Source organism: Ralstonia sp. 24A2, from assembly GCF_051783885.1.
GTDB lineage: Bacteria > Pseudomonadota > Gammaproteobacteria > Burkholderiales > Burkholderiaceae > Ralstonia.
The window spans coordinates 1,453,498-1,478,096 of sequence record NZ_JBPVZD010000003.1 but is presented as its reverse complement, the minus strand read 5'-3'; the positions used below and the strand labels follow the sequence as shown (position 1 = coordinate 1,478,096).

The 24,599-nt window shown below is 63.1% G+C and carries 20 protein-coding genes; 6 read left to right on the top strand and 14 right to left on the bottom strand.

Annotated features, from left to right (window positions below):
• Nucleotides 1-383 precede the first annotated feature (383 nt).
• The 4 genes from ACS13N_RS24220 to ACS13N_RS24205 are packed head-to-tail and all read right to left on the bottom strand — an operon-like array spanning nucleotide 384 to nucleotide 4,736.
• Nucleotides 384-1,022 carry a DUF2894 domain-containing protein gene (locus ACS13N_RS24220; protein WP_438934132.1) on the bottom strand — a complete coding sequence of 213 codons (639 nt, stop codon included), beginning with the start codon at nucleotides 1,020-1,022 and terminating at the stop codon, nucleotides 384-386.
• On the bottom strand, nucleotides 1,009-1,659 hold the full coding sequence (locus ACS13N_RS24215) for an OmpA family protein (protein WP_438934131.1): 651 nt from the start codon (nucleotides 1,657-1,659) through the stop codon (nucleotides 1,009-1,011). The genes ACS13N_RS24220 and ACS13N_RS24215 overlap by 14 nt, the downstream gene beginning before the upstream one ends.
• The gene (locus ACS13N_RS24210; RefSeq protein WP_438934130.1) at nucleotides 1,656-3,974 is read right to left on the bottom strand and encodes a DUF802 domain-containing protein; all 2,319 of its coding nucleotides are present in this window, start codon (nucleotides 3,972-3,974) and stop codon (nucleotides 1,656-1,658) included. The genes ACS13N_RS24215 and ACS13N_RS24210 overlap by 4 nt, the downstream gene beginning before the upstream one ends.
• A 9-nt stretch (nucleotides 3,975-3,983) precedes the next feature.
• Nucleotides 3,984-4,736 (bottom strand): DUF3348 domain-containing protein, encoded by a 753-nt coding sequence (locus tag ACS13N_RS24205; RefSeq protein WP_438934129.1) that lies wholly within the window; start codon nucleotides 4,734-4,736, stop codon nucleotides 3,984-3,986.
• 208 nt (nucleotides 4,737-4,944) lie between these two features.
• Here ACS13N_RS24205 and ACS13N_RS24200 point away from each other — a divergent pair, with 208 nt between their 5' ends.
• The 3 genes from ACS13N_RS24200 to ACS13N_RS24190 all read left to right on the top strand — a co-directional run bounded on the left by ACS13N_RS24200 (nucleotide 4,945) and on the right by ACS13N_RS24190 (nucleotide 7,026).
• Nucleotides 4,945-5,502, top strand: a complete 558-nt coding sequence (locus tag ACS13N_RS24200) for a toxin (RefSeq protein WP_438934128.1) — start codon at nucleotides 4,945-4,947, stop codon at nucleotides 5,500-5,502.
• Nucleotides 5,499-5,792, top strand: coding sequence for a hypothetical protein (locus ACS13N_RS24195; RefSeq protein WP_438934127.1), 294 nt, complete (start codon nucleotides 5,499-5,501; stop codon nucleotides 5,790-5,792). The genes ACS13N_RS24200 and ACS13N_RS24195 overlap by 4 nt, the downstream gene beginning before the upstream one ends.
• 103 nt (nucleotides 5,793-5,895) lie before the next feature.
• Entirely contained in the window at nucleotides 5,896-7,026 is a 1,131-nt protein-coding gene (locus ACS13N_RS24190; protein WP_438934126.1) for a methyltransferase, read from the top strand.
• A gap of 12 nt (nucleotides 7,027-7,038) precedes the next feature.
• On the opposite strand, the gene ACS13N_RS24185 is transcribed toward ACS13N_RS24190, so the two are convergent.
• From ACS13N_RS24185 to ACS13N_RS24175, 3 genes are all read right to left on the bottom strand, one after another.
• Complete coding sequence (locus tag ACS13N_RS24185) at nucleotides 7,039-8,301, bottom strand: TIGR03862 family flavoprotein (RefSeq protein ID WP_438934125.1); 1,263 nt, start codon at nucleotides 8,299-8,301, stop codon at nucleotides 7,039-7,041.
• Between the two features lie 72 nt (nucleotides 8,302-8,373).
• Nucleotides 8,374-8,715, bottom strand: a complete 342-nt coding sequence (locus ACS13N_RS24180; RefSeq protein ID WP_438934124.1) for a type II toxin-antitoxin system RelE/ParE family toxin — start codon at nucleotides 8,713-8,715, stop codon at nucleotides 8,374-8,376.
• Entirely contained in the window at nucleotides 8,715-8,990 is a 276-nt protein-coding gene (locus ACS13N_RS24175) for a type II toxin-antitoxin system Phd/YefM family antitoxin (RefSeq protein WP_438934123.1), read from the bottom strand. Before ACS13N_RS24175 ends, ACS13N_RS24180 begins: the two co-directional genes overlap by 1 nt.
• 174 nt (nucleotides 8,991-9,164) lie before the next feature.
• On the opposite strand from ACS13N_RS24175, the gene ACS13N_RS24170 reads away from it, so the two are divergent.
• On the top strand, nucleotides 9,165-10,001 hold the full coding sequence (locus ACS13N_RS24170; RefSeq protein ID WP_438934122.1) for a class I SAM-dependent methyltransferase: 837 nt from the start codon (nucleotides 9,165-9,167) through the stop codon (nucleotides 9,999-10,001).
• Between the two features lie 172 nt (nucleotides 10,002-10,173).
• On the opposite strand, the gene ACS13N_RS24165 is transcribed toward ACS13N_RS24170, so the two are convergent.
• From ACS13N_RS24165 to ACS13N_RS24140, 6 genes are all read right to left on the bottom strand, one after another.
• The gene (locus tag ACS13N_RS24165; protein WP_438934121.1) at nucleotides 10,174-10,749 is read right to left on the bottom strand and encodes a fimbrial protein; all 576 of its coding nucleotides are present in this window, start codon (nucleotides 10,747-10,749) and stop codon (nucleotides 10,174-10,176) included.
• Between the two features lie 381 nt (nucleotides 10,750-11,130).
• Nucleotides 11,131-13,143, bottom strand: coding sequence for a two-partner secretion domain-containing protein (locus ACS13N_RS24160; protein WP_438934120.1), 2,013 nt, complete (start codon nucleotides 13,141-13,143; stop codon nucleotides 11,131-11,133).
• A 142-nt stretch (nucleotides 13,144-13,285) separates the two neighbouring features.
• Entirely contained in the window at nucleotides 13,286-14,980 is a 1,695-nt protein-coding gene (locus ACS13N_RS24155; protein ID WP_438934119.1) for a ShlB/FhaC/HecB family hemolysin secretion/activation protein, read from the bottom strand.
• 300 nt (nucleotides 14,981-15,280) lie between these two features.
• Nucleotides 15,281-16,252 (bottom strand): fimbrial protein, encoded by a 972-nt coding sequence (locus tag ACS13N_RS24150; protein ID WP_438934118.1) that lies wholly within the window; start codon nucleotides 16,250-16,252, stop codon nucleotides 15,281-15,283.
• Nucleotides 16,253-16,372: 120 nt separating this feature from the next.
• Nucleotides 16,373-17,122: a fimbrial biogenesis chaperone gene (locus ACS13N_RS24145; RefSeq protein WP_438934117.1), complete on the bottom strand. Its 750-nt coding sequence runs from the start codon at nucleotides 17,120-17,122 to the stop codon at nucleotides 16,373-16,375.
• Nucleotides 17,123-17,417: 295 nt separating this feature from the next.
• Complete coding sequence (locus ACS13N_RS24140) at nucleotides 17,418-17,696, bottom strand: hypothetical protein (RefSeq protein ID WP_438934116.1); 279 nt, start codon at nucleotides 17,694-17,696, stop codon at nucleotides 17,418-17,420.
• Between the two features lie 775 nt (nucleotides 17,697-18,471).
• Between ACS13N_RS24140 and ACS13N_RS24135 the strand changes: the two genes are divergently transcribed.
• The gene (locus ACS13N_RS24135) at nucleotides 18,472-18,939 is read left to right on the top strand and encodes a hypothetical protein (protein ID WP_438934115.1); all 468 of its coding nucleotides are present in this window, start codon (nucleotides 18,472-18,474) and stop codon (nucleotides 18,937-18,939) included.
• Between the two features lie 193 nt (nucleotides 18,940-19,132).
• Nucleotides 19,133-23,452, top strand: a complete 4,320-nt coding sequence (locus ACS13N_RS24130; protein WP_438934114.1) for an ESPR-type extended signal peptide-containing protein — start codon at nucleotides 19,133-19,135, stop codon at nucleotides 23,450-23,452.
• 613 nt (nucleotides 23,453-24,065) lie between these two features.
• On the opposite strand, the gene ACS13N_RS24125 is transcribed toward ACS13N_RS24130, so the two are convergent.
• Nucleotides 24,066-24,599: a fimbrial protein gene (locus ACS13N_RS24125; protein WP_438934113.1), complete on the bottom strand. Its 534-nt coding sequence runs from the start codon at nucleotides 24,597-24,599 to the stop codon at nucleotides 24,066-24,068.

Below are 24,599 nucleotides of genomic sequence, written 5' to 3'. Positions count from 1 at the left end.
AGATTTACAACAGCTCAGGCTTTACACACACTGTGTGGAAAGCGGTCACCCTCAAGATGACGACGTTGCGTGCAAATCGCAATATAACGCTACAGATCCATACAAATCGCCGCAAACACGATCTGCCCTGAAGCACTGGAAACGAGTAGGTGATTAATGCAGCGCATTTCCTGATGCGTGCAGCTGCGCGGGTTAAGCGGGTTTTATTTCAGGCGTCTAGATGGAATGCCATCACGGGGCAGCACCGGGCAGTCCTCAATGAAAATGGATTTGTTAAGGTTTAATAATCATTCTCCGATTGCTGCATGCCCCTTTTTGCAGCCTCACACTGATATCGCTGCGTATTCCAGCATCAAGTGGTGAGCCGAACAGCGGTTGCCGACCTAGCCATGCACCTTGCTCCGCGCACTCCTGCGCCCCACCTCCTGCCCCGCCACAGCCACCTCCCCGCCCATGCGCTCCAGCCACGACAGCGCATCCACATACGACAGGAACTGCCGCAGATACTCCGGCGATACCTCGCGCATCAGCAACAGCGACCGATGCACAAGGCTGCTCGAATTGAGAGGGCCGGCATTGGTCGGCACCTGATCCAGTGACTGGCGCAGCTGTTTCTCTGCACTGACGCGCGACCAGGTTTCCCGCACGTCTTCGAGCATCTTCAGCTCGGTCGGCGCATGGGGATGACGCCCCGGAACACCGGTTTCAGCGCTGCTGGCATTGGCATCCTCACGCGCCTGGCTGGCGATACCGTCAAGCAATTCAGCCAGCGCACTGCGGGCCGGTTCACCTGCGGCCCCCTCTGCCTCAGACGTGGGTGCCGCTCGAGCGAGATCATCCGCATAAGCGGCGATCAGGTTGCCCAGCCGTTCATCCAGGATGCGCCGCGCCTCACCTGTTTGGTTGGCCGCACGGCGATGCAGCGCCTCGATAAAGTGAAAGCGCACGCGATCCAGGCGATCCGCTCCGCGTGCGCGCCAGTCGTCGAGCGTGGCCTGCGTGTGCGAATCAGTTCGACTCACGACGCCCACCGTTGGAAGCTGACTGCCTCGGCACCGGGGCAATCTCTACACGCCGGTTCTTCGCGCGGCCCACGTCATCCGCATTGGAACTCACGGGCTGCTGCGAGCCAAACGCTGCCGCAAACACGCTCGACGCAGGAATGCCCTCGTCGATCAACGCGCGCGTCACGGTCAATGCGCGCTTGGCTGACAGCTCCCAGTTGTCAGCAAACTGGCGATTGCCTGCCCGCACCTGCTGGTCATCGGAGAACCCGCTCACCATCAGGATCTCGTCACGAGATTTGAGATAGGCCGCCAGCGGCCCCGCCAGGCTCTTCATCAGCGTGCGGCCTTCCGGCTGCAATTGGTCGGAGTTGAGCGCAAACAGCACGTTGCCGTTGATGCCGATCCGCCCGTTGACGAGCGTCACGCGCCCCGCCGCCAGCGGGCCTGCCAGTGCCTGCTCCAGCGTCTTGCGGCGCTGCGCCTCTGCCTCGCGCTGCTTGATCTCGCTCTCCAGCTTGGACGACAGCTCCAGCTGCACACCAATCACGCCCACCAGAATCAGCACGAAGGCGCCGAGCACCACCGACATCAAATCGCCAAACGCAGCCCAGACCGGCGCGGCGTCCAGGCCGCCGTCAATCTCGTCGTTCATGCTGCCTCGGTGCCGGCAAGGGCTCGCTGATCGCCCGAATGGCCGCCCAAGCGTTGCAGGTCTTCAAGGATCTGCTTTTGCGACAGCATGCTCAGATCGACCACCTCCCGGGCCTGTGCCACGTAGTAGGCAAGCTGCTCGTCGCTGCGCGTGAGCGACTTGTCCAGTGCCGATTCGATCCGCTGCAGGTGCGCCACCAGCTTGTCGTTCGATTCACCGAACAACTGCACGGCCACCCCAAACGCCTCGCCCAGGCTCGCCACCTCGACTGCGCTGCCGGTCACCTGCGCAGCCACTGCACCGAGTTTGCCGGTCTCGGCTTCGACCCGATCCGTGAACCGCACCCCAACGCGCTCAAGCAACTCCGCCGAACTTGCCACCAGCGCATCCACGGCGGTGCGCTGCTCGGTGGACGCGTGATTCACGGCATCCAGCAACGTCTCCAGCGTGCCCAGCAGGCGCGTACGTTCTTCCAGCATTGCCGTGTCGCGGACCATGCTGTCGGACAGCTTCTGGCGCAGCTCGGCAACCACCTCGGCTGCCGCCTTGGGCGCTTCTGATGCGGCCTGCACCAGTCGAGAAATCTCGGCGATCGTGTCCTTGGCATGGGCCTGCGTTTGCGAAGAGATATCGCGCGCGGTCTGCGCCAGCGCATCGCAGATTGCCTGCTGGCGGTTCGCAGTGTCAGCGCCCGTCCTTTCCCATTCCTGGCTCAGCTTGGTGCCCATTTTGCCCAGCGCCTCGGTCCAAGCGGCCAGGCGCTGCTGGTCACGTGCTTCCAGCGCAGTTTGCAACGCTGCGTGCGACTGGCGCGACGCGTCCTGCAGCGACGCAACATCGCGAGCAGTCTGCGCCAGCACGTCGCAAATTTCCTGCTGACGGCTCGCAGTGCCGGCGCCCGTCTTTTCCCACTCCGCACTCAGCTTGGCACCCATTGCGCCCAGCGCCTCGGTCCAGGCAGCAAGGCGTTGCTGGTCGCGGGCCTCCAGCGCGGTTTGCAGCGCTGCGTGCGATTGGCGCGACGCATCCTGCAGCGATGCCGCATGCTGTTCAAACGTTGCAGCAGCCGCCTCAAGGGCACGCTGGTTCCTGCCCGCCAGTTCCGCATGGGTGTGCTCTTGCCGCGACAGCGCATCGTTCCAGGCACCGGACAGGCTGCCTGCCGTGGCGTCCAGGCGTTCGGCAACACCATCGAGCAGACGCGCCGAACGTTGCTCGAAGGTTTCGGCAAACCGGTCCAGCGACGCGCCCACTTGCCCGACCAGCGCAACGCTTGCGCGCTGATGTTCCGACAAGGCCGTGTTCCAGATACCGGAAACCGTCTCCGCCGTTGCCTCGAAGCGCGTCGACAGGCCATCCAACTGGCGCTGCACCGCGTGCGTCACCATCTCATGCAACGCGGCGGACTCGCGCGCAAGCCCCGCCATCGTCGTGTCGACCACCGGTTGAAGCGCCGCACCGGCAACGCGCGCACTCTCGGCCGCACTGTCTTGCAACGACTGCCCGACAGAAGAAGCGAGGTCACGGTAGGCCAGTTCCGTCTTGTCGAGAAACGCCTGCTGGCTGGCGATCTGGCGTTCACTGCTGGCGGCGCCCTGTTGCTCCAGAGCCGTCATCATGGCCTGCAGCCGTTCAACCAACGCAGGCATTGTGTCGGACTGCCGTTGCAACAGCTTGAATGTCTCTTCTCGTTGATGCGCGTGCGAATAGATGCGCAGCGTCGTGGCGATCTTGGTGTCGAGCAACTGGACAGCGTGCAGCCGCTCGCGCCGGCACAGTGCAGACAGCAATCCCAGCATGGCAGACGTGGCCACGCCGGCAATCGAGGTGCCGAACGAGAACCCCAACCCCTTGACCGGCGCGGCCAGCGACGCGCGAATCGCCTGCAGGTCGGTTGCACTCTCCAGTGCAGCGCCCGTGCCCTTGAGCGTCATCACCATGCCGAGCAACGTCCCGAGCATGCCCAGCAGGACAAGCAGACCCACCAGATACGGCGTCAGCGCGGGGCCGGGCAACGCAACGCGCTCGCCTTCCACGCGCAGGCGCACAGCGTTGCGCAGGCTCGGGTGCAGTTGCTCCAGCCAGGCCCCCAGCTTGGGCGGCTGTTCAGACAGCCCGGCCACGGCTTGCGTGAGCGTGCCCGTGGCCTGCTGATAGCGGCGCAATTCCAGCGCCCCCGTCACATAGGCGGCACCAATCACGATCGTGACGACCAGCGCCAGCGGGTTCATGCCCACGATGTAGCCGGCGGCGATCCACCCCAAGGCAGCCAGCCCAACAAAGAAAACAACGAGATTCAGGTGATTTCTGGACATGGTGTCCTGCTAGCGGGTACGAAGGGCAGCAAGCAGCCCCTCGACCGGTTGAAAACGAACATCCAGCTCGGCAAGGAGCACGCTCTGCATGTCCTTGCGGAACGCGTGCAACCACGCGCGGGATGTGGTTTGAGTGGCTTGCACAGGTTGCGCAGCGTTCTCCGATGGCGTACCGGCCTGCGGCTCTTCAGCCGCGCGCAAACGCTCGAACACCTGCCCAAGCAGCGTCGGGACGGCACTCAACAGCGTGCGCTCGCGCCCCCCCAGCGCCTGCTCCATGCTGGCATCCAGCACCGCAAGCCGGGCCAGGTCCGGCGTCTTTGCCGCCAGCACGCGTCGCAGGCGGCCACGCAAGTCACTGATCTCCATCTCCATGGTCTGCTGCATCAAGACGTAGCGCTGCCGGAGATCGGCATAGTTGGCCGGAGCGGCCGGCGCTGCGCTTTGAATGGGCGCGCGTGCGCCTGCGCCCGGCCTGCCATCAGGCGCGCAGGCGGCGGCAATGGACTTCGCCAGTGCGGTGCGGACGCGGCTGCACATGGTCTCGGCGTCGACACCGGCGGACCGCACACTGGGGGCGATGGCCGGCGGACTGGCGCTAAGCGCCGTCGAGAGCGTGATGGCATCCGTCCAACTGAGCCATTGGCTCAACCGGTCTGAAAGCGGCTGCCCGGATTCGGAAACGTCAGCGTCCGTCAGGCGAGCAAGTAAGCGGATCAGCGCAGGGCCGCTGAGCGCCCTGCGTTGCTGGGCGTGCGCCATGCTACGAGTGCCAAAAAAAGGCTGGAGTTTACACTGCCTGACCGCCGAGACCGCTCTCACGGGGTGCTGAAAGAATCACTTAAACCGGAAGAATCGCAACAACTGGCCAGACTGCGGGCGATGCGAGGCCCGCATCCGGCAACGCATCAGCGCGGCATTGGGCCTTTCGGATTATCCTCGTGCCCCTTGCAAGACTGGGAGCATCCGGATGCGAATCGCTGTCATCGGCACATCGGGGGTGGGCAAATCGACGCTCGCCAGGCGGCTGGCCGCGTCCACCCAGGGCGCCTATATCGAGCTCGATGCCATCAACTGGCAACCGGAATGGAAAGCGCTGGCCACCGACGACCCCGCGGAGTTTCATCGCAGGGTGCAAGCCGCGGTGGCAGGCGCGTCATGGGTCTGCGATGGCAACTACCCCGGCGTGCGGGACGTTGTGCTGGCGCGCGCCACACACGTCGTGTGGCTGGACTACTCCCGCCCGGTGATCATGTGGCGGGTGATCCGGCGCTCGTTCTGGCGTGCCGTCACTCGGGCCGAACTGTGGCCGGGCACCGGCAATACCGAAGCATTTGCGGCATGGCTCGACAAAGGCCATCCGATCCGCTGGGCGTGGGACACCTTCACGCAGCGCCGCGCACAGTACGCCCGACTGCTCGAGGAGCCGATCCTGGCGGCTGCGCAGAAGTACCGCGTAGCGCGGCCCCGAGAACTCGCAGCGGTTGAATCCGCACTGGAACAGCAGCGCGATGGCGCTAGAACATGACCGAACAGGAACTCCACACGCGCTTAACAACCGGCTTTGACTTGGTCATCGACCCTGCCGAGCGCGGCTGTGCTCGCACGTACTTCCTCGGCAAGGTGGCGTGGCATCCGTCCGCAAGCACGCGCATCCTTCATGTTCAATATGATGCCGACGGCCACGTCAGCCACATCAAGCGCTGCGTCTCGTCAGACAACAACAGCGTGTTTGTACCGTTGCCGATTGGCTGGCCGGCGCTTCGCCAGATCGTGACCGACGAGATTGCGCAGCACCTGAAGCCCCTCGACCGCTAGCGGAGTGCTGCGCCCGGCGCCTGCCCCGCATTGTGCGTTTGCACCGCCAGCGGTATCGTGTCGCCCACTACCGCGCCCTACCCCGCTTCCTACGATGTCCCCCGTGACCGACCACCCCACCCTCACCTGGACCGACGTTGAAACCGACGCCGTCCACACCGCCCTGTGGCGCTCCGAAGCCGGCAACCCGCCGCCCAAGCGCGTTGTCATTGCCGACGACCGCACCACCGCGGACACCGCCTACCGCCTGGCCTGCGAAGGCACGGCACTGCTCTGGCGCGGCGACTTCCAGAACGCGCGGCAACTGCTGCAGGCGATGTCCCGCCGCACGGACCGCAAGCCGCGCAAGGAAGCCACCTCGCCCATCGAGGCCTTCAACTTCCACCGTCAGGCGCAATCGCAGCGGGCACGCACGCTCGGCATGTTGCTGATTCCGCTGGATGCCGATTACACCATCCCGCTGCGCCGCGCGCCTGACATGCGCGAAGCCTGCTATGAAGCGTATGGCGCAGGCGCTGCCGCGTCGGTCGTCTCGCTGCGGGAGCTGCTCGGCCTGATCGGCGCACACGAATGGCGCAAGAAAGGTGTCGAGATTCCCGCACTGGACGGTGAACGGATTCACCCGCACTACGGCGTGTTCTCGCCGGTGCGGGGGGAGTACATCGATCTGGTTGCGCAAGCGCCGTTGCCGTCGAAGGCGCTGGCGTTCGATATCGGCACGGGCACGGGTGTGCTGGCCGCAGTGCTGGCAAAGCGCGGCGTCAAGCGTGTCGTCGGCACCGATCAGGACCCGCGTGCACTGGCTTGCGCGCGAGACAACCTGACGCGCCTCGGGCTGCAAACCCAGGTGGACGTTGTCGAGGCCGATCTCTTTCCCGAAGGGCGTGCGCCGCTGGTCGTGTGCAACCCGCCGTGGCTGCCGGCGCGGCCCAGCTCGCCGATCGAGCGGGCCGTCTATGACCCGGACAGCGCCATGTTGCGCGGCTTCCTCAACGGCCTTGCCGCGCACCTTGAGCCCGGTGGCGAGGGCTGGCTGATCCTGTCGGACTTTGCCGAGCATCTCGGCCTGCGTACGCGCGATGCCCTGCTCGCCATGATCGACGCCGCCGGCCTGCAAGTCGTCGGCCGCCAGGACATCAAGCCGAAGCACCCGAAAGCCTCAGATGAAAACGACCCGCTCTATCAGGCACGCGTGGCTGAGGTGACCTCGCTGTGGCGCCTGAAGGCGCGCTAACGCCCCAACGATCTAGCGCGTTGCCAGATAGCCGAGCACGCCCTGCCCGGCGGCCGCGCCCGTCGCAAAGCACGCCGTCAGCAGATAGCCGCCTGTCGGGGCTTCCCAATCGAGCATCTCGCCCGCGCAGAATACGCCGGGCAGGCGCTCGATCATCAGGTTGGCGTCCAGCGCTTCAAACGCCACGCCGCCCGCGCTGCTGATCGCTTCGTCGATCGGCCGGGTGCGCGTGAGGCGCAGCGGCAGCGCCTTGATGGCCACCGCCAACTGTGCGAGATCGGCAAACGCCTCCTTCGACAGGCACTCACGCAGCAACCCCAGCTTCACACCCGTGATGTTCAGCTTGCTCTGCAGATGGCTCGACATCGAGCGCGCGCCACGCGGGCGCACCAGCTCATCGCGCACGCGCTGGGCACTCCAACCGGGCGCCAGATCGAGCCAGATCGTCGTTTCACCCGCAGCGGCAAGCGCATCGCGAATGGGCGCAGACAACGCATAGACAAGGCTGCCTTCCACCCCCGTCTGCGTGACCATGAATTCGCCCTGGCGGAACTCCAGCGCACCGTCGTCGCCAGACGGCAAACCGATGCCAACCGACTTGACCGGCTGCCCCGCAAAGCGCTCCTGAAAATACGGGCTCCAACTCGCATCGAACCCGCAGTTGGCAGGCTGGAGCGGCAACACTTGCACACCGCGCGCCTCCAGGTGCGGCACCCATGCGCCATCGGAGCCCAGGCGCGGCCAACTGCCACCGCCCATGGCCAGAACCACGGCATCCGCTTGCACCACGCGTTCGCCATCCGGTGTATCGAAGCGCAGCGTTTGCACACGACCCGCATCCGACGGCGCGCCCCAGCCAACCCAACGATGCCGCATCTGCAACTGCACACCCGCCTGGCGCAGCCGATGCAGCCATGCGCGCAGCAACGGCGCGGCCTTCATCTCCGTCGGAAACACACGGCCCGAGCTGCCGACAAACGTGTCGATGCCCAGCCCATGAATCCACGCGCGCAGCGCGTCGGGATTGAGGCGATCAATGATTGGCGCAAGCTGTTCGCGGCGCGCGCGATAGCGCCCCAGAAACGCATCCAGCGGCTCGGAATGCGTGATGTTCATCCCGCCAATGCCCGCCAGCAGGAACTTGCGCCCGGCTGACGGCATGGCATCAAACACCTCCACGCGCACGCCTTGGTTGGACAAGACTTCGGCGGCCATCAGCCCGGCCGGGCCGGCGCCAATGACAGCAACAAGAGGGGCATTGAGCGGTTCAGACATACAAAGGTGAATCAGAGAAAACACAGTGGCGCCCGTCGCGGGCGTCATGACATGAGATGTGCAATCGTGCGCTCAGGCACCCAGCAGCCTGCGCGACAGCACCGACTGCATGTCGCGCCGGCCATCGGCGATGAGGTAGATGATGACTTGGTTGCCCGAGATGCGATAAATGACCCGATACGGCTTGAACGCGGTCTGCCGGAACTCCTTGATGCCGAGTGCCGCCAGCTCTTTCGGATAGTTGCCGCGCTCCGGGTGCATCGTCAGGCTCTCCACAACCTCCTGAAGCTGGTCGAGCACATAGTTGGCATTGGCGATGCAATCAAACTCGGCGATGTAGTCGTAGATCGACTCCAAATCCTGCTCAGCACCCTGCGTGAGCACAACCTGAAACGCTGCTGACGCCTTGGCCATCAGCCCTCCGAACGCTTGGCGCGCAAACGTGCCAGCACCTCACCCGCGGGCTTGACCTTGCCGTCTGCCACCTCTTGCGTGCCCAGCGCCAGGATCTTCAGCAGCGCGAGCGTTTCTTGCGTCTCTTCGTAGGAAGCCACGTCCTGTAGAACGGCCTTGGCTTCTCCGTTCTGGGTGATCACCAGCGGCTCCCGCTGCTCGGCCAGTTGTGTGAGCACCTCGGCAGCATTGGCCTTGAGATAACTGATCGGTTTTACTTGAGAGGAGTAGCGCATGGTGGTTCCTGGCACATTCGGACAGGACCGAATATAGTCTTTTTACAGACCGCAGACAACCAACCAGGCACGGGCACGTCCTGCTTTCGGTAAACTGGCGCCCTCATTCCCGTTTTTCTCCGTGCTGCCGCGCCCATCGCTACCGGTGCGACCGCCGCCCAAGCTGTCCTGACGATGTCCAACAAGACCCACGAAATCCGCCCCAACCAGTCCGTCGAGCTGCTCAAGGAACTGCACATCCTGACGCGCGACGGCAAGATGAACCAGGACAGCCGCCGCAAGCTCAAGCAGGTCTACCACCTGTTCCAGTTCATCGAGCCGCTGCTGGCCGACGTGCAGCAGGCCAAGGGGCATGTCTCGCTCGTCGATCATGGCGCGGGCAAGTCGTACCTGGGCTTCATCCTGTACGACCTGTTCTGCAAGGAACAACCGGGCGACGGCGCCTCACACATCTACGGCATTGAAACGCGCGAGGAACTGGTCACCAAGTCGACCGAGCTTGCCGCGCGGCTCGGCTTCAAGGGGATGTCGTTCCTGAACCTGTCGGTGGCGGAGTCCATTACGTCAGACCGCCTGCCGGCCACCATCGACATCGTGACCGCGCTGCATGCGTGCAATACCGCCACGGATGATGCGATCCGCTTTGCGCTGGAGAAGCACGCGCAGTACATCGTGCTCGTGCCGTGCTGCCAGGCAGAGGTGGCCGGGGTGCTGCGCAAGAACAAGGGCAAGTCGCTCGGCAATGCGCTGACGGAAATCTGGCGCCACCCGCTGCACACGCGTGAATTTGGCAGCCAGGTCACCAACGTGCTGCGCTGCCTGCAACTGGAAGCCCACGGCTATCAGGTGAGCGTGACGGAGCTGGTCGGCTGGGAGCACTCGATGAAGAACGAGCTGATCATCGCGCAGTACAAGAACCTGCCGCGCAAACGCCCGACCGAGCGGCTGCATGAGGTGATCAGCACGTTGGGGCTGCAAGAGCTGCATGAGCGGTTCTTTGCGCCGGGTTGATAGTAGCTCCGGGGAAATCGCACCTTCACATCACGCATACCGGTCCGTTAAGCATCGATAGGATGCCCTCAACGGATAGAACCGAGCCCCCAAACAAAAGCCGCTCCGACATCAATCGGAACGGCTTTTTTCTCTTGGCTGAACAGCATGACTGTCGGCCATGCATGTCAGATCACAGTACGGTAAATGTCAAAGTGGCCGTGGCCGTGACAGTACCCGCAGTCGGCGCCGGATTGGTCCTCAGAACGTAATATTGCGCCGAAAAAGGAATGGAGATCGCGGCCCCACCTGTGAAGTCATAGTTAGTGCCAGTCCGTAGCAACGTCCTTGCTGTGGTAGTGCCTTGCGCTCCGTAGAAAAGCTGTACGCCCACGTTGGTTGCCGCGCCTGTAGTTGCTGTATTCGGCAGCACACTCTGTGCTGGATCGGGTGATGTGCCACCAATCGCCATCGTCATACGAACACCCGGGAAACCAGTGCAGTTGATCCTAAGCAGTTGCTCGGTGGCACGAGGGGTGGCTACTGCGCCGACCGCTGTCAAGGTGCCGGCATCCACCGCAGGAATGGTGAGATTGAGTGGGTTGGGACCGATCGATCCAACCCCGCACGAGCCAACGATCCTGCCAGTCACGTTGACTGTGACGTTACTCGGTGGCGCTGTCTGTGCCAGTGCAGCACCAGAAACCGCGCCCGCGAGCAGCAAAAAAACCAGCGTCTGGCTCAGACAACGCTTGTTGATAGATGCCATTGCAGAGAATCCTATAAGTCAAAGAGGCACTCAGAGCGGTGCCGCATCCCCGGGGTTGATATCTGGTCTGTCTAGTCCGGTGGATCGGTCATCCATATCCCGACAAAGACTACGCCGGCCGGAACAGCACGATGCCGCACCCCACCGCTGGCGGCCATCACATAAACCCAGAAAAGGCTGGGTGGAAACTTGGCACCTTGCAGTGGAGCAATTGGACTGCCCCGAACGTACGCGCATATTCTGGAGATCAACGGGCGCAAGCGTTATAAGACTGCTCTTAAATTTGGCGCTTCAGGGCCACCCACATAGGACTGGTCGTAGTTTGGCTCAATCCACGGCGAGGCTCCCCAAGGAGCGCCCCGCCGCGTGATCAAGGCCGCGTTACTGCAGCGGTTGAACGCCGCTCTCAGGCAAGCCTGTGGTTTCGAGCCTCACCTGAACCGGGCCACCGCTGAAGACCTGGCTGGTGGATGCAAGCTTGTAGTTCAGGTTGCCGCCGACCGCAGCCCCCTTCTCGAGGACCACATCACCCAGCGATTCCAGTGCGAGATCAGCACCAGAAAACACGGATTCATTGATCACGATGCCCTCAGCCCCACGAAGCGTGGAGGCACCAAATGCTCGGAAGTTACCCAACTGCAAACGACCCGTTTCCGCATTCAGCATGGCTGTGTTGCCGAAAACGGTGATCGTGCCCGGTGCGGAAATGTCTTTGCGCGCATTCATTGCCAGATTGCCACCGGCATAAATGGATGGCGTGACGTAGGAGACAGCGTCAGCAGACACAGGCCACCACGACCACGTATCTGCCCAGACGTTCCTGCCCTCAATCCTCATATCACCTTGGGCGCTGAGGTCACCCCGAATGTGCACATCGCCGCCACCCGAGATACCGAGGTCGCCTTTGGCAGCCATATGGCCGGTCGTGACATCACCGTTTGCCCGTACGTTGATGTTCTGGCCCGTAACGCCGCCCCAAAGGTCTGCCCCCTCCTGAGCGTTGATGGCGACATCGCCACCGGCGGAAATGGCCGATACCGACCAGGGGGATTGGAATTGGCTATAGACGTTCTTTGCATTGATGGTGGTGCTGCCGCCAGACTGAACTGAAGCTGCCTCAGGGTCCCACCAGCGCCCTTCGAAGATGATGTCCTTCTGGCTCGAGAGTTCTACGTTACCGCCAACGTCCATGTTTGCGGTAAATAGACCATCCGCGCTGCTGATGCGCACATCCTTCTCAACGCCATATGCGCTGACACGAGTACCGTCGTAGTCCCCGTAGGCACCAATCAAGGAAACGTTGGCAGACCCTACATTGCTAAGAAACAGGTGGTCGGTTGCAATTGAGCCACGCGTGAGATCGAAATCTCCGAAGTACAGGGCTAGCGTGCCTGCTTGAATTGATGCACTGTCAGTTGTTGCGGCATTGCCCGACAGACCAAGCTCGTTTCCTGCATATACGTCGCCGCTAACGGTGATGTTGTGGCCTGCCGCGCTGATCGTGCCTGCAGCATCGACAACGCCGCCAATTTCGACCCGATGGGCTCCACCCGTTAGGCCGTCGTCAGACGAGAACTCAACATAACCAAATTCGGGCCGCCCTCCTTCTTGGAGGGTCAGGCTTCTGGCCTCGATCGTTCCGGTGTTGTTGATGACACTGCGAGTGGTGGCATCCAGGACCGCGGCGTGCATGCTGACGTTGCCGTCGGCTGTTCTGAGAGAACCATTGTTATTGACAAGCGCATCGGCACTAGGACCTTTCCAGGAATCGCTCAGCCGTTGGCCATCTACATAGACGTAGATGCCACCGCCGGACGCAAGCGCGATGTTGCCGCCATCGCTATTGATGGAACCGTTGTTCTCGACTTTCTTCGAGCCAAGCAGCATGACGGAGCCGGTCGCATTGATCCGGCCGTTGTTGATGACATCGCCTTGACCACCGCCTTCGAAAGACAAGATGTTTTCATCTCCCGCCCGCCAGCCGTTCTTGAAAACGTCGTCGGTAATGTTGAGCGACGAAGCCACCAAGCTACCCACATTCACCCGCGCCCCCGAACCAAACACCACCCCATTCGGGTTGACGATAAACACGCGCCCATTCGAAGTCAGCGTGCCAAGAATGCTCGTCGGGTCCACCGAGTTGATGCGGTTGAGCACAGAGGCATTCGCATTCGGCTGCCGGAACGCCAGCGTCTCGGTGCTGCCGACGTTCATGTTGTCCCAGTTGATGATCAGCTTGTCGCTGGATTGATTGACGGTGGTGTTTCGACCTGCCGTGCTGATGCTGCCAACGCCATCGGCGATCGTGCCGGTGCCAACTGCATACGCCTGCGTTCCTGCCAGCAGCAACGCCGCCAACGCAACCGGGCGGATATTGGCGATTGTTTTTGTCATCGCGTTTCCTCTCCAACTCTCATGATTGATGGGGCGCTGAGTCTAGGAAGAGAGGGGGTGAACAACTATCAGCAAATTCTGATGCGGTGCCAGTCGCAACAATCCTTGCCGATTACCCAAGCGTGTTTGGTTTGTCACGCAGTCAGAACCGGACAGCCGCGTTGAACCACGTCATCGCTCGATGCTGCTGGCCGAGCAAACTGTGACTGCCCATGCGCCGCGCATGCGTCAGGTTGAACTCAGCGCGCTTGGCAAGCACGTAGTTCAGCCCAAACCCGTAGCCCTCCATCGTGAGCGCGTTGGCACCACGGCTGACGAACTTCTGCACGGTCGCCCGCGCCCGATCGTAGAACACCTGCGCAGTCAGCCCATTGATGAACGGCACGGCAGCATTGAGTTGGGCCGATGCGATATGGCCGCTATCCGCACTCACTGTATCGTTGCTGTAGGCACGCACGGCGCTTGGGCCGCCCAGCGACATCTTCTCCGAGCCATCGAGATTGCGCGAAGCCTGCTGCCCCTGCACCGACAGATCCAGATAGACACCACGGTGCAGGACTTGCGAGAGCTTGGCGTATTGCGTGGCCTTGAAATACGTGCCACGCGTTTGGGCGCCGTTCCACGCGTCCTGGTTGTGAAGGTCGCCGCCCGTCACCCCGACCTGGTACTGGAAGATGTTCGGCAACCCGGCAAGCCCCCCTTGCCTGCTGCCCGAGACCTGCGCAGACACGACCGACGCCCAGCGCTGGTTCGCGTCATCAAACAACGAATCGGACAGGCGCTTGTAGTCCAGATTGGCGTTGAAATCGAGATTGCCTGATGGCGTGCGCACCAGCGGATAGCTGCCGTACAGGCTGTACACCGTGGCATTGCCCTCGCCCAGGTCGTTGTACAGCCCACCCAACGTGTAGTTGACCCGCGATACCGACACGCCCGCACGCGCGCCGCGTGTGCCCACCGGCATGTCATACGAGACGCGGCCGATCAGCGTGTTGCCGCCATCGCTGTCATGGTTGAACTGGAGGAACGACGGAGCACCGTAGAACACCGCCTGAAACCGATCACCCAGCCCCAACGGACTGTTGACGCCAACCTGCGCACCCAGGCGGTTGCGCCCGCTCACGCGGGTGCCCGCGTTGTCCGCCACGAATACGCCACTGACACGAGTGCCAGCGTCCGCATCAACAGTCAGGATCGTGCCGCCGGGTGTCTGCCCAGGAGACAGCATCGGCTTGACGGCACCCATGCCCGGCAGATCGGACATGCGCGTGAGCTGCTCCTGCGCAGTTTGCACATCGCCAGCGGGTGAGATGCCACTGTCCAGGTAGCCCTGCAGCACACCATCCTTGACTGGCGAGTCGTTGCGCCGCAACCGGATCGCCTCCACATGCCCGCGCAGGATGCGCAAGCGCACCACGCCATCGACGATCTTCTGTTGCGGCACATAGGCGTAGGAGATGGTCTCGCCGTTGTCGAGCAGAACGCCAGTCACCAGAACCGCCACGTTGCGCACGTCCGTCAACGTCATGTCGCGGTCGCGATAGCGCGCGACAACGGCATCCACCTGCGGCTGCAACTGCGCCGGCACGTTGTCGACTTCGATTCGGGCGACGTGTACCGCCGCCTGATCCGCAGACGCTTCCGGCGTGGGGGCGGCACGCGCCCTTTCCACTTTGACCTCATCGCCGCCTTGCGGCTCGGTGGGGGCGTTCAACACCGGGTTGCTTTGCAGGAGCGATCCGCTCGAAGGCAAGCGCGTGCCGGCAGGCGGTGCATTTTGCGCAGCGGCGGGCAGGCTATGGACCATCGTGGCGACAAGCACGCCTGTGTTGAGCATCGCGCTCAGCTGGCCCAAGCCAAGGGGGCGTAGCCCCCGTGTGTATTGCCGGATGTGTTCCATACCCCCGCCGCGCTCGGAAATTGAAGAGCGCGGAGTGTAGGTGGCATGCGGGGGCCGAATCCATCAGCCAATTCTGAGTAGTGCACATTGCCCTATCGCGACGTGCCTTGGTAGCCGGTTCTCCCCAGCCCATGCGCGCTCCGTCTTGGGTCATCGGCATGAAAAAAGGGGCTTGAACCGCGTAGTTCAAGCCCCCTTCCTTCGATGCAGCATCCTGCCCGGATCAGCGAGCCTCGTTTAGTCGTAGTCAAACCGCAATATCGGAGAGGCATTCCCAGCACCAGCGACCACGTTACCGGTGCGGTAGTACTGGGCCAGGATAGGCACGCTCAGCGAGTCAGCAGCAGCGGTCGACACCGACACCCCACGACCAGGAATGAGCACCGTATTGGTGGTCGTACCCTGCGGACGATAGAACAGCCGAACCCCCACACCTCGGGCCACGTTCGTTACGTTTGTCAAAGGCAGCACATCGGTAGTGCCCGTCACCGGTGTCCCTTGCAAGGTCATGGTGACGCGCGGTGCGGCCGTACAAGCCAGGGCCACGTTCACCGGCCCACGAACGGGCGAAGCAGGTGCAGCAGCAGTGAGTGAGCTGGCCAGAACATCGCCCAGCGGAATCGTGATGCTCGCACCGGTGCTGCACGTCGGAGGCGCAATCGTCGTCACGTTGATATAGACGTTGTAGCCAATCGTGCTATTGCTCGCGAATCGCGCTTGCGCAACGGGAAGCGCCCCCAGCCCGAACGTGGTGCCGTCGTTGCGCAGCTTGATCACCTCAACTGAGATGGCACTGGCGCCGGACGTATAGGTGGGCGTGCCGCCCGTGGCAAACGTCCCAATCGTCACCGAGCGCGTGCCTGTCGTGCCGCCGGGGTTACTGAGGATGGTGGTGCCGTACCGAACCCGGAAACCATATCGATTGGTTGCCGCGTTCAGCAGCAGGATGTCCGGCGTGCCGCCAAACCCCCCGGTTCTAGTCAGCACCAGGCTGTCGGGTGTGCCTCCCGGGGTACAGCGGGCGGTCCACGGCGTCCCTTGCGGCACGGCCGTATATGTGCCAAGAGATCCGAGCCCTCTATCGGCGATGTTCCCCGCAAAGGCTTGCGTCACGTAGTTTCCGCCAACACAGGTCACGGCATAGGCGCTGTGTGAAACGTGGAGCGCGGCAACGGCGCTCAGGCCGTACATCATTCTCTTGATCAACATCGCTAGCTCATCCTTCCAATTTTTCAGAGCGGCCATGGCTGGCCAATCAAACATTCCTGCGGAGCCATCGCCGACGCTCCATCCACAGACTCATGCATACGGATTCAAACGCGAGCCCGGTCAAGGCACGAGCGGGGCGTCCTGCTCGCTGGATTCACCGGAATCGGCAATCACATTGAAGCTGGCGTTGACGTCGCCCCCCGGGCGATCGGCAAGCTTGAGCGGCACCAGCGAAAACAGCGTCTTGCCCCCCGGTGCGACCATGCCGCCGCGGTCAATGAGCTTGCGCACGCCGTCGACCTTCAACCCCACATCGGCAAAGTTGACGTAGTACGGCGAAGGGTTGGTCACCTCCAGGGCGGGGCCTTCTCCATCCGCCTCCGCCACCCACTTCCAGCGGAGTTGCCTGAAGGCCTGCGCAGCGTTGGCCTGCAAATTGACCGGCCTGAAGATGAGCTTGATGCGTGTGCGCGTTGCAAACTGAACGCGATTGGCATCCGCCGCGTCCTTCGCCTTGGGCGGCACCTCCAACACGTTGAACCAGTACATGGTTTCCTGCTGATCCGGCAGCGGCTCACCCGTGTAGCTCAGGCGCACCGCGTAACCAGCATCAGGCTCCATGCGGAACATCGGCGGCCGGACGATGAACGGCGCCTGGATCGTGTCGGGCGTGGCAGACGGGTCGCCCGTATCCACCCACGTCTGTATCAGCACGGGTTGCTGACCCTCGTTGGTCAGGAAGACCGACATCTCCTTGTCACTGGAGAGATAGATCACGCGCGTGCCTCCGATGGTCACACCGGCTTGCACAGCGCTGGCGCCGCACCCCATCACGAAGAGGCAAGCGGCCATGAAACGGCGAAAGGACATGTGTCACCTCATCATTGAAATTTGGGAAGAGGTGGCCTGACCAACCGGCGTGTGCGCTGCGCGGATGAATGCACAGAGGTATGACGCAGAGGTCTCAGCGCAAGCTCGGCCGTGCAGGCGGCGGAGCTCATGGACAGGCCCGGAATTACGCGCCTGATTCTGAATACAAGTGATCAGAAGCGTTATCAGACTGCTCTTAAATGTGGAAATCGATCGCCAACATGTGGCTAAGAGCACGGCATTGCACCGGCCCGATGGCACTCCCGCCCGTCTCGGGAATGCGTCTTTCTGTGTGTTACTGGCTCTCGCCAGCCCGCTCTATGGCGGCAAGCACTTCCCACGTATCAGGGTTGATCTGACACCCCTCCAACACCATCGACACGAACGCGCAGATGCCATCCAGAAACCCCGCCCGATATTCCGGCGGTTGCCTGCTGGTGTAGGCCAGTTCCCAGCGCAATGTGTCGGGCCGGAGCTGGCGGTGGACGCGCAGGTCTGCCTGCGTATGGCGGAGGTAGTCCCGCGCGGCCAGTGCGCCGGTCAGGTAGACGCGACGTTGGGCAGGGGTCATCATTGCGCGCCTCCTGACCGGCAGGGTTGGGGGCGGCGTATGGGGGGAGATGGATAGGACGCGGGGCGGTGCCCGCTGAAGACAGATGGCATGTCGGCCTCTCTAGGTTGCGTTAGAGGCTCGCCATCTCGTTGCTACACGGGGTGGCGGGCCTGACGGCGGGGGTAGCAAACCGGCCCCTAGAGAACGACCGGCAGACCCGAAGGTCTCCCCGCCCGGCCCGCCATAAGAAACACAAGCGAACGAAGGCGGACCATCGCTTGCGCGATAGTCTCTCTAGGAACAGCTGTGCGGGTTGCTACGCCCGGCTACCGTTGGTGCGGCAGCGGTCGCAATTATAGCGACGCACATGATGCGCAGAGTCTGATTCTCAACAGCCGCACCACCCACCTCCGCTGCCGGACCTCAAACCCGCGCCGTCACGCCTTTGAGGTGCAGGCGCGGACCTCTCTACCTCCGGCATCGCCGCTTTGACCTCCAACGTTGCAGCTCAGAGCTGCGTGCCCGGACCTTTTAGGTCCGGCGTCGGACCTCCACACCTCCGGCATCGGACCTCAAAGGTCCGCGCGCACACCTTTTAGGTGCAACACCGGACCTCAGGACCTCCGCCGTCGCACCTTTGAGGTCCGACAGCGGAGCTCAGACCTGCGGCATCAGCCTTTTCTGAAAGTACGCCGCCAACCAACCTCCAACCTTGCGAGCGGGCAGCGCACCCGCCACCCTTGCGACGGCCATCCCCCCGGATCGGCATGATTCGTTTCACTCAACAAGGAACACGATGCCTCAAAACCTCATCTCCTATGCGCCCAGCGCGGCCGACCTTGCCGCCATTGACGCCGCCATCAAGACGTTGGAAGACAGGCTGGTCAGCCTGATCGATCTGTCGCCCGAGCAACGCGGCGCGCTCGTCAAAATGGGCGACAAATCCGAAGCCTTCTGCCGCAAGGCAGTGGAAGTGCTGGGCGCCAACCCCAACGTGCTGCCGCCCAACTTCAACGTGCCCGAAATGCGCCGAGACCTGGCCGGCTTTGACGCGCTGCGCACGCGCCTGACCCGCATCGACCGCGTGGTCGAAAAGATGCGCGACTCGCAACTCGCCCTGGGCAGTGACCTGATGACCGCTTCGCTGGAGGGCTATGCCCTACTCAAGGTCTCGGGCAAGGGCGAGGCGCTGGACACCGCGCGCAAGGCGCTGTCGGCACGCTTTGCCACCCGCAGCACGAAGAAGGAAATGGCCACGTCGTAGTACCGCTGCAAAGCGGTGGCCGAGCCCCCGCCCCCGTGCGGGGGCTTTGTGTTTTTGATCTGCCTCAAATGGCGCTACGGCGCGGCTTTCTGGGTTGTGCACACGCACATTTTTAGGACTTTTCTCATTCTGCGAAAGCCACCCCATCCCTATCCTGACCTTGTCACTTATGACTAACCGGAAGGAAAGGGCAATGAACAAAATCTATCGCACGGTTTACAACACCGCCACCGGCACTTGGGTTGTCGCATCGGAACTGGCCAAGGGCCGCACGAAGACGAGCAAGACGGCCATGGCCCTTGCTGTGGCGGCCGCACTGGCGCTGCCGGGCGGCATCGCGCGCGCAGGCACGAACAAGGAAGAAGATGCTGTCGAGCAGGAGATCGCCATGGTGAATATGGCACCCAGCTCGATTGGCACGGATGCTATTGCGACAGGCGGCTCAATGGGCCTGATGGGCGGCGCCTCCATCATGGCTACAGGTGACTATGCTGCGGGTGGGGGGGTCATTGGTGCCACTGGCGGCAACAACACATCGATTGGCGCTGGCTCAAACATCCCCTTCTACTCCACCGCTCAGGACGTGTCCAATGCCATTGCTATCGGCGGCGCGACGGTCAGCAACGCCAACATCGGCACGACAGCCGTCGGCAGCATTGGCATCGGCTCGGGGGCAAGCGTAGGCGGTGGTGGCTCGATTGTGATTGGTTACGGAGCGTCCAACGGCAACTCCAGTGCGATCGCAATCGGTACAAGTAGCCGCTCTGCTGGGGGCGGTGGAACCGTTGCGCTGGGAACCCAGGCAACCACAACAGCAGGCGGAGCCGTCGCGATCGGTCTCAACAGCCGTACCACCGGAGCACGTTCGGCCTCGGTCGGCCAGAACACCGGGACGAGCCGCGCCGATGCGTTTTCGGTCGGCAACGATGTCGCTACGAATGCGGATGGAACCGCCCGGACCGCCTTCACGCGTCAGGTCGTCAACGTAAGCAACGGCACGCAAGCAAACGACGCCGCCAATGTGTCGCAGCTCACGCCCGCCGTGACGGCACTGGGTGGCGGCGCCAGCATCAACACCACCACGGGCGCCGTCACCGGCCCGACCTACAACCTCGCCAACGGTGGCACGCAAACCACCGTGGGTGGCGCACTCACCGCACTGGATAGCGTGCTGTCGACCAAGGTGGACGACACCCTCGTCAAGGTGGGCGGCACGACGGCCTCAACGATCTCCGGCAACGCCAACAACATTGCAATCGGTGCTGGTGCCCAATCAACTTCCATAGCTGGCGGCAGCCCATCGATCGCCTTTGGTAGCGATGCCCGGGCAACCGGCAACAACGGCTCCATGGCATTCGGCTCGGCCTCTCGCGCAACAGGAGCATCGAGCACCGCCCTTGGCATTCGCGCAACCGTGGATGCCGATGCGGCGGGCAGCCAGGCCTTTGGCGTTGACGCATCGGTTCGCGGCTATCGCGACAACCCCACGACCCCGACCGTCACGCACACCGCGACCAATAGCGTCGCGATCGGTAGCGGCGCCTCTGTTGCAGCCACTGCCACCGCTGACGCCAATAACAGCGTGGCCATGGGTAATCGCGCCAGCGTCACTGCATCGAACGCGGTGGCACTGGGCGCCGGCTCGGCTGCAACCGAAGTCAACACTGTGTCGGTCGGCAATGCCACCGTCGGTGGGCAGCGCCGCATCGTCAACATGGCCGCCGGTACGGCAGGCACCGACGCAGTGAACGTGTCGCAGCTCACGCCGGTCGTGACCGCACTGGGCGGCGGCGCCACAATCAATGCGGACGGTTCGGTGACGGGCCCGACGTACACGCTGGCCAACGGCGGCACACAAACCACCGTGGGCGGTGCCCTGGGTGCGCTCGATGGCGCGCTGACGACGGCTAACGACAATATCGCCAAGAACACGACCGCCATCGGCAGCATCCGCGACGACATGAACAGCGGCACGATCGGCCTCGTCCAGCAAGCCGGTGCTGGTGCCAACCTGACGGTTGGTAAGAACACCGACGGCGCGGCTGTGGATTTCACCAACAACGCGGGTGCAAGCCGCACGCTGACGGGCGTTGCCAACGGCGCGGTTTCGGCCACCAGCGCTGATGCGATCAACGGTTCGCAACTGCATGGCGTGTCCACCAGCGTGGCCTCGGCCATTGGCGCGGGCTCGACCGTCAATGCGGATGGTTCGATCTCGTCACCGAGCTTTACCGTCGGTGACGGCAGCGGTGGCACGACCACCGTGCACAACGTGGGCAGCGTGGTGACCAACCTCGACAACCGCGTGGTGAACAATGAAACGGCGATCGGCGACATCCGCTCCGACCTGAGCAGCGGCACCATCGGCCTCGTGCAGCAAGCCGCTGCTGGTGCAGACCTGACAGTTGGTAAGGACACCGACGGTGCAGCCGTCAACTTCGCCGGCACGGCGGGCAATCGCACACTGACGGGCGTTGCCAACGGCACAGTTTCGGCCACCAGCACCGATGCGATCAACGGTTCGCAACTGCATGGCGTGTCCAGCAGCGTGGCTTCGGCCATCGGCGCGGGCTCGACGGTCAATGCGGATGGTTCGATCACGGCACCGAGCTTTACCGTCGGTGACGGCAGCGGTGGCACGACCACCGTGCACAACGTGGGCAGCGTGGTGACCAACCTCGACAACCGCGTGGTGAACAATGAAACGGCGATCGGCGACATCCGCTCCGACCTGAGCAGCGGCACCATCGGCCTCGTGCAGCAGGCTGCTGCCGGTGCTGACCTGACGGTTGGCAAGGACACTGACGGTGCAGCCGTCAACTTTGCCGGCACGGCAGGCAATCGCACGCTGACTGGCGTTGCCAACGGCGCAGTCTCGGCCACCAGCACCGATGCGATCAACGGCTCGCAGCTGCATGGCGTGTCCACCAGCGTGGCCTCGGCCATTGGCGCGGGCTCGACCGTCAATGCGGATGGTTCGATCACGGCACCGAGCTTCACCGTCGGCGACGGCAGCGGTGGCACGAAGACCGTGCACAACGTGGGCGACGTGGTGACCAACCTCGACGGCCGCATGACGACTGCCGAAGGCAACATCACGAACCTGAAGGACCAGATTGGTTCGGGCACGGTGGGCCTGGTGCAGCAAGACGCAACCTCGGGTGCAATCACGGTGGCCGCGGCCAGCGGCGGCACGTCGGTGAACTTTGCCGGCACGGCTGGCGAGCGCACGCTGACTGGCGTTGCCAAGGGCGAGCTGTCGGCCACCAGCACCGATGCGGTGAACGGCGCACAACTGCACGACACCAACGAGGCTGTGGCCAAGAACGCGACGGACATCACCAACCTGGACGGCCGCGTGACAACCGCTGAAGGTGACATCAAGACGATCAACACCAACGTGACCAACCTGGGCGACCGCATGACGACTGCCGAAGGCAACATCACGAACATCCGTAACGAGATGAACAGCGGCACGATCGGTCTGGTGCAGCAGGACGCGACCTCGGGTGTGATCACGGTGGCGGCCAACAGCGGTGGTTCGACGGTGAACTTTGCCGGCATGGGCGGCGCTACCCGCACGCTGACTGGTCTGAGCAACGGCCGTGTCGAGGCAGGTAGCTCGGATGCCATCACGGGCGACCAGCTGCATGGTGTGAAGACAGACCTGGAAGGCAAGATGAATGACCTGTCGGGCAAGGTCGATGCAGGCCTGGGCGATCTGGAAGACCGCGCCGACAAGCTGGCAGACCGCACCAGCGACCTGGAGACGCGCACCGGCAATCTGGAAGGCTCAGTGGGTGACCTGGAAGGCAAGGTTGGTGCCATCAAGGACAACCTGGGCGACCTGAGTGGTCTGGATGACCGCGTGAAGGAGCTGGAATCAGGGTCCGTCGGCACCGGCGAGAACAGCACGGTCGTTGGCAAGGGCGCAGATGCTTCGGGCAAGAACAGCTCGGCCATCGGTAACGGTGCTGTGGCATCGGGCGAGAACAGCTCGGCTGTCGGCCAAGGTGCGGTTGCGTCCGGCTCGAACAGCTCGGCCATCGGCCAAGGTGCAGTGGCATCGGGCAACAACAGCTCGGCAGTGGGCCAGGGTTCGAGTGCAACCGGCAACAACGCGGTGGCGCTGGGCGCAGGCTCGGTGGCTGACCGCGACAACGCGGTGTCGGTGGGCGCTGCAGGCGCTGAACGCCAGATCACCAACGTGGCCGCCGGTACGGCCCCGACCGACGCTGTGAACGTGCAGCAGATGAACAACACCGTGCGCAGCGCACGTCAGGACGCGATGGGCGGTGTGGCCGCAGCAATGGCGATTGCAGGTCTGCCTCAGTCGTCGATGCCGGGCAAGACGTTCATGGCACTGTCGGGCAGCACGTACGGCGGTGAGCAAGGCATGGCCGTTGGTGCGTCGTACATGACCAAGGACGGCAAGTGGGTCGTCAAGGGCGCAGTCAACACCAGCACCCGCGGTGAAGTGGGTGCAGTGGTGGGTGGCGGCTTCTACTGGTAAGCCACCACGTAGTCTCTAGCGCGCATGTAAGACCTGTTCGTCTTCTGGTTTTTGTTCACCCTGCCCTTCCTTGAGGGCGAACGGGTCGAACGTGCGGCATGTGAGGGAAAGGGCTCCGGGAAACCGGGGCTCTTTTTTTTTTGCTTCAGCGCCCCCTCTTCTGAAACGCTTCCGCTCTGGGTGCCCTGCTCGGGGTCATGCCGTCTCGACGCAGTCCGCTCCCCGCTCCCCGTTGATCGCGCACGATGCGTCCGTTAGGGCTGCCGTTTGTGCACCACCTCAATCCCCATCTGTACGTGCGCACATTGAGGCAGGCCCTTTACGTGTGGGGTAGTCGTTGCGCTCGGCAAAGCAGGCATCTTGATGGTGAAAGCGGTCCTTGGCCTTTACAGGGAAAGACCGTTGTCGTGGAGTGCGTTGGTTTCGTTAGCGCCTGGTGGGGCGTGGGCAGCGCCTTCATGGCGCGATGGGGGGCGTGCGACGGTCGGTGGGGTCTGTTGCCCAAAAGAAAACGCCAGCGTTGAGAACAACGCCGGCGCATGCGCTTCGCTTCGAGTGCTGGGGCAAGCATGCGGCACACACTGTCTGCGTGCTAGCCCGCACAAGCTCTCGACTAGTTGTACTGGATCGAGAACGTGATGGAGGAATTGACGGTACCGCTTGTGGCTCTTGCCCCAACCCGCCAGTAACCCGCTTGCAGGGGCAGCGTCACCTGATTGCCTGTGACGGTAGCCGTTCGCCGGTTGTCGGTGCCATCAGCGCCGATCGTCTTGCCGTCGCTCGATTGCAGCTCGACGGCCACCCCCGCTGCGTTACCGGTGTTGCGATAGCGCAGTTTGTCGGTGGCATCAGACGTGCCCGAAAAGGTGAACGTTGCGCTGACCATCCCTGCGCTGCAGTTGGTGAGCGACAGGTTGAACGTTTTCAGTCCGGCCACTTGCCCCAGCCTGAGCTGAGAGACGTTGATCCGATCGAGCGTAATGGTTTGGTCACCGCCACCGACGCCCCACTGGCACGTTCTCGCAGTCAACTGCCCGGTCACGTTCACGTTGGATTGCGCCAAGGCTACGGAAGAGGCGCCACCACACAGCGCAAAAGCTGCCAATGAGCGCCAGAGCTTGCGCGTTGGCGAAGAGCTTTGTCGCAT

What these genes read in the sequence shown, in the direction of transcription:
- ACS13N_RS24215 (WP_438934131.1), bottom strand. Translation starts at nt 1,659, where the DNA reads ATGAACGACGAGATTGACGGCGGCCTGGACGCCGCGCCGGTCTGGGCT.
- ACS13N_RS24210 (WP_438934130.1), bottom strand. Translation starts at nt 3,974, where the DNA reads ATGTCCAGAAATCACCTGAATCTCGTTGTTTTCTTTGTTGGGCTGGCT.
- ACS13N_RS24205 (WP_438934129.1), bottom strand. Translation starts at nt 4,736, where the DNA reads ATGGCGCACGCCCAGCAACGCAGGGCGCTCAGCGGCCCTGCGCTGATC.
- ACS13N_RS24200 (WP_438934128.1), top strand. Translation starts at nt 4,945, where the DNA reads ATGCGAATCGCTGTCATCGGCACATCGGGGGTGGGCAAATCGACGCTC.
- ACS13N_RS24195 (WP_438934127.1), top strand. Translation starts at nt 5,499, where the DNA reads ATGACCGAACAGGAACTCCACACGCGCTTAACAACCGGCTTTGACTTG.
- ACS13N_RS24185 (WP_438934125.1), bottom strand. Translation starts at nt 8,301, where the DNA reads ATGTCTGAACCGCTCAATGCCCCTCTTGTTGCTGTCATTGGCGCCGGC.
- ACS13N_RS24180 (WP_438934124.1), bottom strand. Translation starts at nt 8,715, where the DNA reads ATGGCCAAGGCGTCAGCAGCGTTTCAGGTTGTGCTCACGCAGGGTGCT.
- ACS13N_RS24175 (WP_438934123.1), bottom strand. Translation starts at nt 8,990, where the DNA reads ATGCGCTACTCCTCTCAAGTAAAACCGATCAGTTATCTCAAGGCCAAT.
- ACS13N_RS24170 (WP_438934122.1), top strand. Translation starts at nt 9,165, where the DNA reads ATGTCCAACAAGACCCACGAAATCCGCCCCAACCAGTCCGTCGAGCTG.
- ACS13N_RS24165 (WP_438934121.1), bottom strand. Translation starts at nt 10,749, where the DNA reads ATGGCATCTATCAACAAGCGTTGTCTGAGCCAGACGCTGGTTTTTTTG.
- ACS13N_RS24160 (WP_438934120.1), bottom strand. Translation starts at nt 13,143, where the DNA reads ATGACAAAAACAATCGCCAATATCCGCCCGGTTGCGTTGGCGGCGTTG.
- ACS13N_RS24155 (WP_438934119.1), bottom strand. Translation starts at nt 14,980, where the DNA reads ATGCTCAACACAGGCGTGCTTGTCGCCACGATGGTCCATAGCCTGCCC.
- ACS13N_RS24150 (WP_438934118.1), bottom strand. Translation starts at nt 16,252, where the DNA reads ATGTTGATCAAGAGAATGATGTACGGCCTGAGCGCCGTTGCCGCGCTC.
- ACS13N_RS24145 (WP_438934117.1), bottom strand. Translation starts at nt 17,122, where the DNA reads ATGTCCTTTCGCCGTTTCATGGCCGCTTGCCTCTTCGTGATGGGGTGC.
- ACS13N_RS24140 (WP_438934116.1), bottom strand. Translation starts at nt 17,696, where the DNA reads ATGATGACCCCTGCCCAACGTCGCGTCTACCTGACCGGCGCACTGGCC.
- ACS13N_RS24135 (WP_438934115.1), top strand. Translation starts at nt 18,472, where the DNA reads ATGCCTCAAAACCTCATCTCCTATGCGCCCAGCGCGGCCGACCTTGCC.
- ACS13N_RS24130 (WP_438934114.1), top strand. Translation starts at nt 19,133, where the DNA reads ATGAACAAAATCTATCGCACGGTTTACAACACCGCCACCGGCACTTGG.
- ACS13N_RS24125 (WP_438934113.1), bottom strand. Translation starts at nt 24,599, where the DNA reads ATGCGACAAAGCTCTTCGCCAACGCGCAAGCTCTGGCGCTCATTGGCA.